Raw genomic sequence first — 15,583 nt, forward strand, 5'->3', positions numbered from 1 at the left:
CGCTATGAGACGTGTATGCTCTTGTCAATTGAAAGTATATTGAGAGGAGAAGCAAATGGTAAAATTTTTATCATACTTTAAATTAAAGCGTCTTCGTCATCAGGTTTTTCTGATTTTTGCACTTTTATTGTTGCTTCTGTTTGCCTGCCTTTGGATATTCTCCTATCAATTTTATTATAAAAACTACAGTCAAAATCAGCTTTCAATCTCCGAGTTAGCTCTGGAAAATTCCCGGAAAAACCTTTCCGACTCTCTGACGATAGAAAAGTTGCGCTTGGATGCCTTTTTTAATAGCTCCAATACACAGCAGCTAATCGGCATGGGCGGCAGCTATACCAATGAGGAACTGATGACGGTAGCCGTGGAGCTTTCCAATGTATTGGCAGTGAGCGGTTATTTTGAAGAGGCTCATCTGCGTATTCGCGGAAATGATATGGTGATTGAAGTTCGCAACGGCAGCAGTGGATGGAATATAGATCGTGCGGTTTGGGATTGGTCTTCTTATCCAGAAGAAGGTTTTTTGGTGGACGAGAATGCAAGAAGTTATCTTCGGTATGATTTTCCTGGTTCTTATCCGCTGGCATCCCTACAGCTTTATCCGGATTTACAGAAAATGCAGGATGATATTTTTTCTGACAACAGTCTGTCTCTCCGGACGTTTTTATATACGGAGACGGGAGTTCCGTTGCTTGAAAAACTTATGGATTATCCAGAGACAGAGAACTATCGATTGACAAAGATTACTTCTTCGGATGATTCCAGAATTTATCGTTGGGATCAGGATCCCTCCTTGTATGTTATCACCACGGATGTACAGGATGATAATTGGATACTAGTAAGTTTGATTGCTGTGGATGATTTGATGCCGCCTTTTTTAAAGGGGCTGCAGACGCTTTATCCCTATTTCCTTTGTCTAATCGGGATTGTACTGATTGGTTTTATCTTGATCTTACGTCAAATTTGTATGCCCATTACTTCCATTGCAAAATCCGTATATCATAGTCCGCAGCCAGAGGATGATCAAAAAGAAAAGAGGCTTCCGGACAATGAAATTTCTTTGATTGGTAAAGGAATTCAGGTAATGGAAGACCAGCAGCGTAAGTACAGTGAATTGCTGGAACGTGTAACGCCTCAGGCAGAAAGTCAATTGCTAGTTACGTTGCTTACGGATATCAACGCAGATGTTCCAATGATTCAGGCATCGCTTACATTAATGAAAAGTAAATTTTTAGGATTCGGGCAATATGCCGTCTTCGTGCTTCAATGGAAAGCTTTAGAAAATGATTCGAGCGCTATCTTAGCGGAAGGGAGCGCCCGCATAGAACTCAGCGGACTTGCAAATACGTATTGGAAAAAAGACAATGTAAGGATTTTGGAGACAGGAAAGTGTGAGTTGGCATTGGCGCTTTATTTGCAGAACGACTGCTCTGTCAGCGAATGGGGACGGCTTAGTAATGCCTTTTTGGTACAGCTCAATATCCTTGTTACCCATAAAGCTTATCAGGCATATGCAGCCGCCGGCCCTATATGTCAGGAATTAAAGGATTTGCCTGATTCTTATCGTCAGGCAAAAGGAATTGTGGAGCAGGACAAATATTACCGTGGTCAAACACAGGAGGTGTTAGAGGATAATTCCTCATCGGTCTTTTATTATAGAGGTCGGTCGGAGGAACTGTTGGATTCCTTGGACTCCGATCATATGCCGACGGCAGATGAATTGCTGAAACTGTTGAGGGAGATTGCGGATACTGCCAGTGGGGAAGATGCTGCACGGTTTTATCGTGCGGTTACGGATCCGATAGCGGAACGTATGCTTCGTCTGCAGGCAAAAGGCGATGAACTTTTCTTTCAAATTAAGGCCCGATTTGATCAATGTGTTTGCACGCAGGAGCAGGAGGCGCTTTTGGAACCGCTGGGAGAGGCGGCACTTGACCTGCTGAAAACGCTTTCGCAAAAAGAGCAGTATCGCCATATTCAGGCGGCAAAACGTTATATTGAACAAGAATACTGGAATAGCGCATTGTCTTTGGAGCAAGTTAGTTCCTATTTAGGGATTAGCGCTTCCTACTTATCCACTCTGTTTCGAAATTACTCGACGGAAGGTTTTATCGACTATCTCAACGGCTATCGTGTGGAGCAGGCAAGGCGGCTGTTGGCTCAAAGCACTTATACTGCTTCGGAAGTAGGATTCAAGACAGGTTTCAGTTCTTCTCAAAATTTTAATCGTGTATTTAAAAAGTACAGCGGTATGACGCCTGGACAGTTTCGCAGCCAGATCAAAAATGTACAAGTGAAGGAGGATAAATTTTGACAGGACAAAGGTTGTTTATCTGGAGTATGTGCGTGCTGTTACTTTTGGGAGTGTCCGGTTGTACTTCAGAAATAACAGAGACAGAAATGCTGTTTTGTCAGGCGGATGAAAAATCTGCAGAAAGCGGAACAGTAATCCTTTTGACTATGGCAGAAAAGGAAGGAACCTTTACCTATGAATGCGCCCTTCACTTTCGGCAGATCCTGGAAGCAGCAGACGCAGATTTACATGTAGACATTTATCCCGATAATGAGATTGGCAGTATGGAACTATCGGATAAGATGCTTTATGACGGGCGGATTCAAATTCGCCTGGGCCCTGGCCCCAGTAAACTGATCCATCTTATGGGGCTTACGTCGCTTTCTGGACTTTCAGAAGAAATGACGGCGAACTGCATGGAAGACCCGGAGTGGAGGAATCTGTTACAAGAGGAATGTGCGCTCTATAAAACCAGGATTCTGGGCATCCTACCAGCCAGTGAACGGGTGATTACCAGCACTTACCCCTTGGAACGCGTCGCTGACTTTCGAGGGCTCAGTATGCGAGGAACCACTTCCGTCTATTCCATGGCAATCTGGGAGCCGCTTGGCTGTAATATAAAGAAGGTAGCGTTGGACAGTGCGGACGCTGCATTTCATCACCAATTGGTGGATGCATGGGCGGATAATACGATTTTTCATTATCTTTACTATCAGCGGTATGAAGCTCATCCATATGTAACATCGATTAAACAGCAAATTTATCTGGAACCGTTTTACGTCAGTGAAAAATTTTATCAAAGTCTATCTCAAGAACAGAAGGACTCATTGGAATGGGCGGTTCGCGAAACCGTTGATTGGGCAAGCGATTATCGAGAAGAGTGGCTGGAAGAGCATTTGGCGGCTATGGAAGCAGCAGGCGCTGTTTTTTGTGAACTTCCGGAAAAGGAAATAGAGAAGATGACGGCCCTTGTTTATGATTCCGCTTATGCGTTGATGGAAGAACGCTTGGGGAGCGATCTTCTTACGCGTGCACTAACGATTTTGAAAAAGCAGCAGAAATGAAAGAAAAGATTTCTTTTTATAGCAAAATGCGGGTCGTTCCCCGGTTTTCTTGGGGTGGCCCGCATTTTTCATTTTTTATCGATATCTTCCATTAGTAAGAGCATACACGCCTCATAGTGGGGGATTGAAGTATCCTATGCGTCCATCTTTAGGCAGCCAGCATAACACTTCCGGCAGCCATCCAGGTGAATAATACGGCATTGATAAAAGCAGCTAAATAGATAGAGCCGGTCTTTTTAAAGCAGAAAACCTCAATACCGGATTGTACAAAGGTAAACGGCAGCATATTGATTAAGCAGCTTCCGATTACAAATCGGGAGGTATGTAGGATAGAGACGTCCATAAAGATCGTAGAGCCATAGAAAGCCAGGCATAACAGGGTCATAGATAATGCGTTCACCAGCATCGTCAGGATCAGAAAATGCTTGGTGTTGCAGCCAATAAATCGTAGTCCATTGACGTGTACATAGGTTCCGATCAACTGCAAAATGAGGAACAATGGGAAATAACGTGCGAATTGTCCCCAGCGCAGCGGCGACAGCGCGGTGATTTCACACTGAACAAACTTTACGTGGCCTCCGACGAAGAAGCGGGTTGCGTAGCAAAGGACAACAGCGGCAACCATAACGATTAAACCGGCCAAGAATAGCTTGAGTACACGTTTCCAACCGATTTTTATAATCTTTAGATCTTCCTCCCAGGCATATTTGGTCTGGAGTTTTTTTAACAGGAAGTTTAAAGCAATGACAGCAAAGATAATTACCAACTGCCAGAAGATCGTTCCGTTGGTATGCTCAAGTTGAAATCCAGGGATTTTGGACATGACGTTTTTACCGGCTGCGTACAACGCTTGGACGGAAATCATAGATACGAGGCATGTAGCGATGGTAATAATCCAGAATTTCTTATTTTTGGCAATCTGCATATCATTTTCAGGAACAATCGCCTCTTTAAAGAATTTTAGGGAGAGAAGCAATTGTACCATAACAAAGACGAGGCAAATGATCCCTGCCATAATCAGCCAGTAACCAAATTCTTTGAACTGCCAAATCTGATTGGAAGAAGGAATGGATGTGTCTCCACCTTGCAGGGTATCAGCAAACCAGTCAATGTCCATGCCGATAGCAGTCGAACTGTAACGCATAAACGCGTGGAAACAATTCGGTGTGAGAAGCATACGGCCAGAGCGGTCCTCTATGCTGCCGTACAGTTGTCCGGGAACTACCTCGTCGTCTTCCGCCATACCGAAAGCTTGTAAAACTTTCGGGACAGTTGTTGCATATTTGGGACCGGGTACACCCCAGTTGGAGGGGCCGGCATTTTCATCCCAGCGTCCTAAAATATAAAGAATATTAATATTGCTGTCAGTAACGGCATCGCCGCCGACTGCTACGCCGTTGCAGACAATGCTCTTGATGTTATAGGGATTGTCATTCGCGGCTGCAACGGTTAGAACCGCCCCTCCGGCAGAATGTCCAGCGCCGCCTAGATTTTCCACATCTACAAAGTCGAGAGTATAGAGATACTCGAATAGACGATCAATTCCCTTATTGGGATCGGTAGAATTGGAAGAATCTCCGTTTTTGTACTGGTCTAAATTGAGAACCACATAGCCGCGGCGGGATAATTCCACTGCGAAGGGACTCATGGCTTCCCGATTCCCATTGCCACCGTGACAAAGTACAATGGCTGGAGCTTGATTTTCTGCTGTCGCAGAGTCCGGCTTATAGAGGGTAAAGGCCAACTGTTCCCCGGCAGCGTTGGTGATGTTTAGTTCTGTCACTTCTGTGTTTCCAAAATTGGTATCGATCAGATGGGACAAGATTGAACCAAACAGAAATAGGACAGCGCCAACAATCGCAAGCATTTTCATTTTTTTCGGTTTCATCGTTTTCTCCTTTCTTTTTGCTGCATGTTTTGTGTTACAGCTATTTGCAACATAACACATACAAAAAGAAATGAATATAAAAAATAATTGCGATGATATCCTATCTTTTTAGTGCAGTAAAAGAATGGTATATCAATAAAAGAAAAGACAATTTGCAGAGAATCCATTATGACCTGCCGGCCTGAAATAATTTCTTTTTTTAGAAACATGATAAATTCTAGAACTGTGTCGAAAAATGATTGCAGAAATGAAAAAGATGATATATGATAAAGTTAATTTGGGATAATGTGGCTGTCAAAAGCCGACAAAAAGACAATAGATTGAGGTGACGAGATGAAGAGATTTTGTCAAAAGGGTCTTGTATGGGTGATCTGCCTGGGTTGTCTATTGTTCGTGAATGGACTGCAGGTATTTGCCGAGGAAGGGAACACCGGAGCTTTTCTTGTATCCGGCGGCACATACGGCGTGGATTATGAATATAAGCCGGTGTCTTATTCCAATCAGGGATATGGAAATTCGGAAGGCAGTTACCCGATAGAGAGTATCTACAACGGAAATCCGGCGGTATACACTCCGCCGAAGTCCGGCACGAGCGATTGGTCTCAGGACTCCCTGGTGATCAAGACGTCTGTTCCTTTAACCATATCTACCAACGGGACTGCGACGGCGGGGATTTATATTGAAAGCGGCGTTTCGGCAGATCTCACTTTTGATAATGTATCCATCAGCACCTATCTGCCGGTAAATGTTACGAATGGAGCTTCTCTGCATTTGACTCTGGCGGACGGCAGCAATAACACATTGGAATCAGCGGGAACAAATAGCAGTATCCAGGCGCCGGGTATCCGCTGTGGAGAGAATGCGGCCTTAACGATTGACGACGGACGTAGAAATGAGGACGTGAACGGAAATTTTATCACGCCTGAAAATGGGAGAGTATCTCGGGATGCGACTTTGGCTGACGGGACAGAAGTGCATGAAGGAGACCGACTGACCATTTTGGACAGTGAGAATCCTGGAAGCCTGCATGTAACCGGCGGCTATCGGTCGGCGGCGATCGGAGGGGGACCTCTGGAAAACAGCGGAAATATGACCTTTAATGGCGGCATCATTACGGTTCGTGCTTTTGGGCCGTCAGACAGTGAAGGCGGCGGAGCAGGCGCCGGCATCGGAGGCGGCCATGCAGGCGGCGGTACGGTGACGACCTTTAACGGTGGCACGATAGATGCAGTGGGGTCCTTCCATGGTGCGGCGATTGGAGGCGGGTGTACCTATACAGGCGGAATGTCCACCAGTATTGTTACCTATACTTTCCCAGACGCGGTTTTATGCCGGACTCCATCCAGTACGGTGGCCGGAGATATCAATATCAACGGAGGTTTTTTGAAAGCGGCGGGCTGTGATCACAGCAATGCTTTTGGACAGGCCTGCGGTGGACGGAATACGGGAAAGACGATTACGATTACGGGCGGGACTTTGCTGCCGTCTTCCGTAGCTGGTTTTTATGATATCGGTGGAAAAGAAGGGGACGTGATTGTTACGGGTGGTTCCGTAAGACTGTCTGGAAATGGAAAATTCCAGAGCAGCTCCAACGATGGTTCTGCCTGGGGAGATCTGGAAAAAAATACGAAAGTATTTATGACCAAGATTGATCTAGCGGGATACAACGTACCCAACACTCTCGTAGATAATATTAAGATGACGATTAATGGAGTCCAGACGGATTATGGAATGCCCTCTTACACCGATGAGCAAGGCGCTTTGTATTTCTGGCTGCCCCAGAGCGACACAGCGCCGGAAGTGCGTGTAGAGCTGGAAATAAAAAAAGGGGAAGAAAAAGTAGATCTGGATCCGTTCTTTATCACAAACGCTACTCAGGGAGCAGTACTGAAACAGTATGTAATGTTTACGGTGGATACCTCTAAAATTCCGGAAGAAGATCGACTGATTAAGCGGTATGACGGCTTAAGCTTCGATGGAAGCCAACAGGCGGGATTTTTGCAGGCTTTAGTTGGAGATGGGATCGCTGTTTCTATACCGGCGGATGGAAAGCTGGTGGCTACCGACAAAATGACGATTCAGTCTCAGCGGCTAAACGAGAATTTGGAGCCGGATGAAACAGAAGAGATGTACGATGGCATCAGCGCCAATGTGGGAAAATTTCAGCTTACGATCAGTTCCTCCGAGTATTCGGCGGACGCCAGCTTTGCTAATAGCTTTTGGGGGCATCGCTGTTACTATAAATATGCGGAGATTACTCCGGCAGACAGCGTGACGTCTGTGACAGCGGAACGAACAGGCGCCAGAGACAGCGGAACTGCGGCGAATAAGCCGATTACGTTGACAGCTCGTGTAGCTCCCGCGCCGAAGGAAGCGGCTACCTGTAAAGCGCCGGTCGGCACCGTTCAATTTTATATCAATGATAAGCCTTTTGGTGATCCGGCAGCGTTGGAAGCTTTGACAGATAAAAACGAAACGAACCATGAACAGAGCGAGGCATCTATCGTTTGGACTCCTACGGCGGACGGCGGACGTTTTGCGGTGGAAGGAACCCAGAGCATACGGGCGGAATATATCCCGGCGACCAAGGGGAATTATACGAAAAGCAAAGCGGAACCGGCTTCCATTGAGATCTCACCGGTGGATCAGGGGCAGGAGGATATCGGCGGAACGCCAATCCAGGTAACAGATAGTACGGATGGCGGCGTGGTGCCGCCGGATGGAAGTGAACTGGAAAAAGTATACGGTGATACGTTTACATTAGAGTTGACAGGCGGCGATACCACGGAAAAACCTACTTATGTGAGTAGCAATCCAGATATTGCGACTGTGGATGAGGATGGAACCGTGCATATCATCGGTTCGGGCGAAGTAACGATCACTGCTACCCGTCCAGGAAACGGCGCTTTTCTGGATGGCGTTCAGGAGATTGTGATCCAGGCAGGAAAGAAGAAACTGACACTGGTTTCTTTGGATATTCCGGATAAGGCTTACGATGGAAATACCAGTGCGAAAGTTGACTCGTCTTCGATCGAGCTGGATGGCTTGATCGAGGGCGATGCGGAAAGTTTGAAGGAATTTTTGCGTGTGACAGCTTCTTTCCCCAGACCGGATGTAGGAAAGTATCCGGATCTGTCTGCTCGTGTGGAACTTTTGGGAACATTAGCGGATAAGTACTATTTTGAGTCAGAGGACGGCAGCCAAAAGTCTGAGACAGAATATACGGATGAAGCCAGTATCCTGCGGAAAGATATCGGCGGGCCAAGTGGCAGTGGCCCTGCTTCTTCCGAGACGATTTCTGTGGATACAATACCAAACCAGTATTATACTGGAAGTGAAATTGAACCGGATCTTGTGGTAAGATACGGAAATACGGTGCTGACGGAGGGTGTGGATTATACGGTTGTATTCCGGAACAATATCGAGGCTGGGACAGCGCAGGCTGTGATTACCGGCATTGGCAATTATGCAGGAACGTTAGAGTCGAAGTTCCAGATCTTGGCGGTCAATATCGATACGAACGGAGATGGAAAGCCGGATATCAACATTGATACAGACGGGGATGGAAAGCCAGATGTGAATATTGATACAGATGGAGATAAAAAACCGGATGTAAACATCGATACAGATGGAGATGGAAAGCCGGATGTGAATATCGATACGGATGGAGACGGAAAACCGGACGTGAATATCGACACGAACGGGGACGGGAAACCGGACGTCAATATCGATACGAACGAAGATGGGAAACCGGACGTCAATATCGATACCAATGGAGATGGAAAACCGGATATCAACATCGATACCAATGGGGATGGAAAGCCAGATATCAATATCGACACGAATGGAGATGGAAAGCCGGAATTGAACATTGATACGGACGGGGATGGTATCGCGGACGCTCGGATCGACGCCAACGGCAATGGGATTGCCGACGTGGATGAGAAACGCCGTGCGCCGGCTACCGGCGACGACAGCAGGATGGGCATTTGGCTTGCGGTCACGGCCCTTTGCGGTCTATCGTTATTCTTGGTCACAAGAAAGCGAATTGAAAAATAAGATAAAACGGAAGGAAGCAGGCGGAATTTCCCTTTAAGGAATGTTCGCCTGCTTTCTTCTTGTCACAGTGAGAGTTTTTCCTCCTGTCATCTATCATTACTTTATAATCATAGCACAGGGGAATAGAGCGTGCAAGAAGCCTATCGGGTATTTGTAGTTGTTTGAGCTGCCAGAAAATCAGGAAAGCACCTTCTCGTAGATAAGTCCGAGCAGAAACCAGCCTGGAGCATAGTCCAACCGGATCACTCCGTCTACATTCAGTTTAGCGTCGCTGTAATCCCAAGGACAGACATCATGTTTTTTTAGATATTTGCCGGTCACGTATTCGGTTCCGTAGATCAGGCAGGTGTAAACGCTGCCACGGACCCAGAAGGGCTTTTTTTTCACGATTTTTGCCACTGGTTTTAAAAGCGCAGCAGACCCATAAATTGGAAACATAAAAAGGGAAGTTTTTCCCATCAGCTTATGGTCGAAGTTGGGGCTGGTCAGGGTATGCAGGCTGGTATAAACCAGTTCCCAGCACCAGCCAATGACTCCGCACCGGATAAAATTACTTTTCATATGCCAAGTATTCCCGGAATGAGCGTTAATTATAAGGGGATTTTTTTCTTACGACGGAGGGATTTGTCAAGCGAGATTCTAGACAGGCTTTTTTCTCTGTGCTATACTAAACGAGAATGTTTGCAACAAGGGAGGAACGTTGTGGATTTAGGGAAAATTCGGGACGAAGTGGATAAAATCGATCAAAATATCGCCCATCTTTTTGAACAGAGGATGAAACTCTGTCAGGATGCGGCGGAATGCAAAATAGAGACGGGAACGGCTGTGTTTGACCCAGAGCGGGAGCGGCAAAAGCTGGAGCAGATGGAAAAACTTTTTGCCAGCGACTTGGACCGCCGTGAGATGAAGGAAATCCTTTCGCATATGATGGCGGTCAGCCGGAAACGCCAATATCAACTGTTGACAGAACAGGGGCTGGAGGAACTGGTTGGATTTCGAATGGTAAAAGAACTTCCGGTTGAGGGCAAAAGGGTTGCCTATGCCGGTGTGGAGGGCGCGTATGGTTATGAGGCGACCATGCGTTTTTTCGGGTCTCAGGCGGAAAAATTTTCTGTGCCGAATCATGGGCTGGTTATGAAAGCTGTGGCGGAGGGAGACGCTGATTATGGCGTTCTGCCCATTGAAAATTCTTCTGCCGGCGCGGTGACGGACGTCTATGATCTTTTGATGAATTACGATATCTGTGTGGTGGCGGAAATGGGAATTCCGATTTCTCATTGCCTTTTGGGCCTGCCGGAGGCAGAGCTTTCGGACATCCGGCGGGTTCATTCTCATCCCCAGGCTTTGCAGCAGTGCGGGGAGTATCTGGGCGCTCATCCGGAATGGCAGCAGGTGCCGGAAAGCAATACTGCCGCCAGCGCCAAGATGGTGGCGGCTCTGGGAGACCGGGCGGCCGCGGCCGTAGCAAGCCGGACAGCCGGAGAACTCTACGGACTAAAGGTATTGGCGTCGTCTATCAATCACAACAAATCCAATATGACTCGTTTTGTGATTGTAACGAAACAGAAAATCTATTTGGAGACAGCGAAAAAGCTCTGCTTGTGTCTGGAATGCCGTCATGAGACCGGAGCGCTGTATCATTTGTTGTCCCATTTTTCTTATAATGAGTTAAATATGACGCAGATTGAATCAAGACCGATCCCAGGAAGACGTTGGGAGTATCGTTTCTTTGTGGATGTGGAGGGGAATTTGAAGGATTCCGGTGTACAGAATGCGATAAAAGGATTGAAGGAGGAGACGGTATTATGTCGGATTTTAGGAAATTGCTAGGGGAATCCATGATTGCGAAAGAAATGATCGTATACCGGGACTTTGAGCATCAGGATATTTTTGACGGAATGCGGAAACTGATGGATGGAGGCGGAGAGGAATGCCTATATCCGACGCTGAATGGGCTGGTAGAGATGGCAAATACCCATGGCTTTGAGGGCAATGTATGGCATAACTTTCTGGCTTATATTTTGGCAAACCATGAAAATGCCTTTAGCACTACCTGTGAGATTCGAGGAAAAGTGGAAGGCAGTATCAATATCCTTGCCCTTCAGGATTTTCGGATTTTTCAGGCGCTTTTCGCCTATGATTTGGATGATCTGGATCGGAATCTTGGGACAAAGGCCTTTGGCGTGCTGAAACATTACCGCAGCGCGACAGGCCACAGCAAAGTATTTAATACGCGGGTGCGGGATCGGATCGAAGAGCTCAGTATCCATCTGGCGGCGACAGAATCGCCGGAGGAATTTTTAGACTGCGTGACCCAGTTTTATAAAGAATTTGGCGTCGGCAAGTTTGGCCTGCACAAGGCCTTTAAAGTGGAACATCAGGAGGGCGGCCAGGCGAAAATTTTGCCTATCACCAAGACAGAGCATGTCCGTCTGGAAGATCTGGTGGGATATGAGCTTCAAAAGAAGCGGCTGATTGAAAATACGGAAGCTTTTGTCGCTGGCAAGAAAGCGAATAACTGCCTGCTCTTTGGCGATGCGGGAACCGGAAAATCGTCCAGCATCAAAGCGATTTTGAATGAATATTATGACCAGGGACTGCGGATGATTGAGATTTATAAGCACCAGTTCCAGGATTTGACTTCGGTGATCGCGCAGATCAAAAACCGGAATTACAAGTTCATTATCTACATGGACGATCTCTCCTTTGAGGATTTTGAGATCGAGTATAAGTATCTGAAAGCAGTGATCGAGGGCGGCTTAGAGCGGCGGCCAGAAAATGTGCTGATCTATGCCACATCCAACCGGCGTCATCTGATCCGGGAACGTTTTACCGACAAACGGGAAGCGGACGACGAACTTCACAGTTCGGATACGGTACAGGAAAAGCTTTCCCTGGCCTATCGGTTTGGCGTAACGATTTACTATGGAATGCCGGATAAGAAGGAATTCCAGCATATTGTAAAGACTTTGGCGGCCCGGAGCGACTTGCATCTCAGCGAAGAGGAACTGTACCGAGAAGCCAATGTCTGGGAATTGCAGCACGGTGGAATGTCAGGGCGGACGGCCGCTCAGTTTGTCACCTATCTGCTGGGCAGAGAAAAAGAATAAGGAGGCAGTTGAGATGAAGATGGAAGTATTGGAGGCATTGAAAGAAAGAAGAAGCGTTCGGAAATATAAGTCGGAACAGGTTTCCGAGGAATTGCTGCAGGCAGTACTGGAAGCTGGCACCTATGCGCCTACAGCCAAAGGAAGTCAAGATCCGGTGATGGTTGTGGTGCAGGACCCGGAACTGCGGAAAAAGATCGTTGAGATGAATCAGAGTATTTTAGGGAAACCGGTAGATCCTTATTATGGCGCGCCCACAATTATTCTGGTATTGGCCGACGGCACACATCCGAATTTTATTCAGGATTGCAGCTGCGTTATGTCCAATCTGATGTTGGCGGCTTACGCCGCTGGATTGGGCTCTTGCTGGATCAACCGGGAGTTAGAAATGTTTGACACGCCGGAGGGAAAAGCGCTTCTCGCAGAATGGGGCTTGCCGGAGACCTTCCGTGGAGTCGGCGGATGCGCGCTTGGTTATCCGGAGGGAGATCTTCCCGCGGCAAAACCAAGAAAAGCGGATTATGTGATTCGAAAATAATGCAAAAAGAACAGGGAGGCTTGCTGCCTCCTTGTTTTCGTATGGATGATAATGGAAATGTGTCTATATGGAAAGTATCGTTCTTTCAGGATTCCATGCGCTCTATTTTTCCTGTATATGCGTCGATTTGTACAAAAGTACTCCCGCTTTGGGAGTCTTTTTCTTTCTGCGCCGGAATGTGGAAACACCAGAGGGCTTTACCGCCGGAAAAATCCAGATAGGAGCGGTATTCCCAGGAAGAAGCATCGATCGGCTCCTCCATCGAGTCCGCAAGGATGGCGAGCGCTTCCGTCTCTGACCATATGCCGTCTGTCAAGGGAAAGGAAGTCAGAGGCGTATAGTACGCTTTATATTGCTTCAAGACGCCGTCCGTGGTAAATTGACAAAACACATCCGTCCCAGTCCCAATATCAGCGATGGAATATTTCACTTTTAGAGACGTACCCTCATCGCCTTGCTCCAAAATCGTTGTCTGAGGAGATCCGAGAGCATCCGGTAAAAGTTTAGAAATCCACAGTACGATCTCTTCTTTATCTTCATATCGGATGGGAGTTTTTCCGGTATAAGTCTCTTTCCGTGTTATCAGCGGGAGATAGGAAAGGTCTTTGGCTATATAGTAGAGATAATCTTCATCCTCATAGCAGAAGCAATTCTCTGGCATATGCTCCAAGGTGACTTCCGCTTGATAAGTTACTGGACGCTGGAACCAGGCGTAGATCTTGTCTTTTCCTAAAGTGATTTGTTTTGTATCTGGATGAGAGCTATGGAAAAGGAGTGCCAGCAGACAGAAAATGAGCAGGATGAATGCACTCACAAAGACTCTTTTTTTGTTCATAGAATTAGTACCTCCATCCATAATTTTTACTTATCTATATAGTACTATATCTATAGAAAAATGCAATGAAATTTTGTGAATAAATAATATGCAACAATAAATGTGGAAAATATTGTATTTTTCATGCTGAGATCTTTTTCCCCTATATCCGATCGCCCCTCTTTTTGTATATCCTTCGAAAAGCCCGTCTATACTTTTTCATAAAGACCATGAATGGAGAAAGTCTTTTGATTGCAGGTATTCAGAACAATCGGATTTTCCTATGATGGCATCATTAGAGACAGGAGGCGGATGATGATTATAACGTCCAGGACGCAGGAAGGAAAACCTCTTTCAGAAGAACGGATGCGGCAGGTATCTTTGACGGAAAATCCTCAGATTGACCGACTGCTGCAGAGGGTGTTGATGCGGATCAATCAGGAGGCGGAACAGAGTGGAGCCAAAGAGAGCTGCGATTTATATCCGGGTATCCACTGACGCCCAGCGGGAAGAAGGATATTCCATTGACGCACAGAAAGAAGCGCTGACCGCTTATTGTATCTCAAAACAGATTTCCCAGTACGAATATTATATTGACGGGGGCTTTACCGGAAGCAATCTGAATCGGCCGGAAATGCAGCGGATGATCGACGACGCGGTAAACGGCCGTCTCAGCCACGTGATCGTCTATAAGTTAGACCGGCTTTCCCGGAGTCAGAAAGATACTCTGTATTTGATCGAAGACGTGTTAAATCCCCATCAAGTGGCCTTTGTTTCCTTGAATGAAAGTATGGATACGGGGACCCCCATGGGGCGTCTGATGCTTGGAATTTTATCTGCGTTTGCCCAGTTGGAACGGGAAAATATCCGGGAGAGAACCCGGATGGGAATGCGGGAGCGGGTGAGAGCTGGCTACTGGATGGGCGGAGGAAAGATTCCTTTTGGCTATGATTATGATGAAAGCCAAGGGATTCTGGTTCCCAATGCCGACGCAAAGCGGGTTCGGGAGATGTATCGGCTGTATCTGGAAGGCTATTCTCCCCAGAATATCGCGGATATGATGGGGCTGAAATATGACCGCTTGGTGATACAAATCTTAAAACGAAAGACCAATATTGGGGTGATCGTCTATCAAGGAGAAGAGTATCAGGGCAGACACGAGCCCTTGGTCAGCCGGGAGGTCTATGAAGAAACCATGCTTGCTATGGAAGAGCGTTCCGGAAAAAATCTCCACAGTGAAGTGAATCTTCTGACCGGTTTGGTCTACTGCGGCCGTTGCGGCGCTAAGATGCGGTATCAGAAATGGGGAAAGAAAGGGCACAAATTGGTTTGCTATTCCAGGCAGGGCAGCAAGCCGTATTTGATTCGCGACCCGGACTGCACCCAAGAATATGTTTGGGCGGATGAAGTGGAGGCGGCGGTAACGGAAGATCTGTTTCGCTTCAGCGCAGAAAAAACATTGGAATCCGGCGCGGAAACCGAAAAAGGCGTCTTGGAGCTTTTGAAAGGGCAGCTGGCCCATGCGGAAAAAAAGTTAAAACGTTTATATTCCCTCTACAGTGAAGGCGAGGACGACGCTCTACTTGAGATCGTCCGGGAGCAGCGTCGGGAGACGGACGCGATCCGGGACAAGCTGACGCTGGAACAAAACCGAAGGGCCATTTCCAACAAAAGGAAAAAGACCCTCCGGCAGATGAAAAGCTTAAAAGAAATTTGGCACGCCATGACCCCCATGGAGCAGCGCATGATTGTGGACCAACTGATTGAACGAGTGATTGTTACCGGGCAGACCATTCAGATTCAGTACAAATTTTAAGGCGATG

11 protein-coding genes are annotated in these 15,583 nt (G+C 46.9%); 8 read left to right on the plus strand and 3 right to left on the minus strand.

Annotation, left to right across the window (positions count from 1 at the left end):
- The first annotated feature begins 55 nt into the window (after window positions 1-55).
- Window positions 56-2,311, plus strand: a complete 2,256-nt coding sequence (locus tag ACCC71_RS05090; RefSeq protein WP_434311339.1) for a helix-turn-helix transcriptional regulator — start codon at window positions 56-58, stop codon at window positions 2,309-2,311.
- The gene (dctP, locus tag ACCC71_RS05095; RefSeq protein WP_434311340.1) at window positions 2,308-3,354 is read left to right on the plus strand and encodes a TRAP transporter substrate-binding protein DctP; all 1,047 of its coding nucleotides are present in this window, start codon (window positions 2,308-2,310) and stop codon (window positions 3,352-3,354) included. The genes ACCC71_RS05090 and dctP overlap by 4 nt, the downstream gene beginning before the upstream one ends.
- Before the next feature lie 148 nt (window positions 3,355-3,502).
- Here dctP and ACCC71_RS05100 read toward each other — a convergent pair whose 3' ends face one another.
- Entirely contained in the window at window positions 3,503-5,242 is a 1,740-nt protein-coding gene (locus ACCC71_RS05100) for an alpha/beta fold hydrolase (RefSeq protein WP_434311341.1), read from the minus strand.
- A 333-nt stretch (window positions 5,243-5,575) separates the two neighbouring features.
- Between ACCC71_RS05100 and ACCC71_RS05105 the strand changes: the two genes are divergently transcribed.
- Complete coding sequence (locus tag ACCC71_RS05105) at window positions 5,576-9,301, plus strand: YDG domain-containing protein (protein WP_434311342.1); 3,726 nt, start codon at window positions 5,576-5,578, stop codon at window positions 9,299-9,301.
- Between the two features lie 177 nt (window positions 9,302-9,478).
- On the opposite strand, the gene ACCC71_RS05110 is transcribed toward ACCC71_RS05105, so the two are convergent.
- Complete coding sequence (locus ACCC71_RS05110; protein WP_434311343.1) at window positions 9,479-9,862, minus strand: putative ABC transporter permease; 384 nt, start codon at window positions 9,860-9,862, stop codon at window positions 9,479-9,481.
- A gap of 141 nt (window positions 9,863-10,003) precedes the next feature.
- Here ACCC71_RS05110 and pheA point away from each other — a divergent pair, with 141 nt between their 5' ends.
- From pheA to ACCC71_RS05125, 3 genes are read left to right on the plus strand one after another with little or no spacing between them, the layout of a single operon-like run.
- Window positions 10,004-11,131 (plus strand): prephenate dehydratase, encoded by a 1,128-nt coding sequence (gene pheA, locus ACCC71_RS05115; protein WP_434311344.1) that lies wholly within the window; start codon window positions 10,004-10,006, stop codon window positions 11,129-11,131.
- A gap of 8 nt (window positions 11,132-11,139) precedes the next feature.
- Window positions 11,140-12,411, plus strand: a complete 1,272-nt coding sequence (locus tag ACCC71_RS05120) for an ATP-binding protein (protein ID WP_434311811.1) — start codon at window positions 11,140-11,142, stop codon at window positions 12,409-12,411.
- 13 nt (window positions 12,412-12,424) lie between these two features.
- A complete protein-coding gene (locus ACCC71_RS05125; RefSeq protein WP_434311345.1) occupies window positions 12,425-12,946 on the plus strand; it encodes a nitroreductase family protein in 522 nt (173 codons plus the stop codon).
- Window positions 12,947-13,031: 85 nt separating this feature from the next.
- Here the strand turns inward: ACCC71_RS05125 and ACCC71_RS05130 are convergent, their stop codons facing one another.
- The gene (locus ACCC71_RS05130; RefSeq protein ID WP_434311346.1) at window positions 13,032-13,781 is read right to left on the minus strand and encodes a hypothetical protein; all 750 of its coding nucleotides are present in this window, start codon (window positions 13,779-13,781) and stop codon (window positions 13,032-13,034) included.
- A gap of 291 nt (window positions 13,782-14,072) precedes the next feature.
- Here ACCC71_RS05130 and ACCC71_RS05135 point away from each other — a divergent pair, with 291 nt between their 5' ends.
- Window positions 14,073-14,258 (plus strand): hypothetical protein, encoded by a 186-nt coding sequence (locus ACCC71_RS05135; protein WP_434311347.1) that lies wholly within the window; start codon window positions 14,073-14,075, stop codon window positions 14,256-14,258.
- Window positions 14,215-15,576 carry a recombinase family protein gene (locus tag ACCC71_RS05140; RefSeq protein WP_434311348.1) on the plus strand — a complete coding sequence of 454 codons (1,362 nt, stop codon included), beginning with the start codon at window positions 14,215-14,217 and terminating at the stop codon, window positions 15,574-15,576. The genes ACCC71_RS05135 and ACCC71_RS05140 overlap by 44 nt, the downstream gene beginning before the upstream one ends.
- Window positions 15,577-15,583 lie beyond the last annotated feature (7 nt).

The sequence above is a fragment of the Hominifimenecus sp. rT4P-3 genome (genome assembly GCF_051055405.1).
In the GTDB taxonomy this organism is placed as follows: domain Bacteria; phylum Bacillota; class Clostridia; order Lachnospirales; family Lachnospiraceae; genus Pseudolachnospira.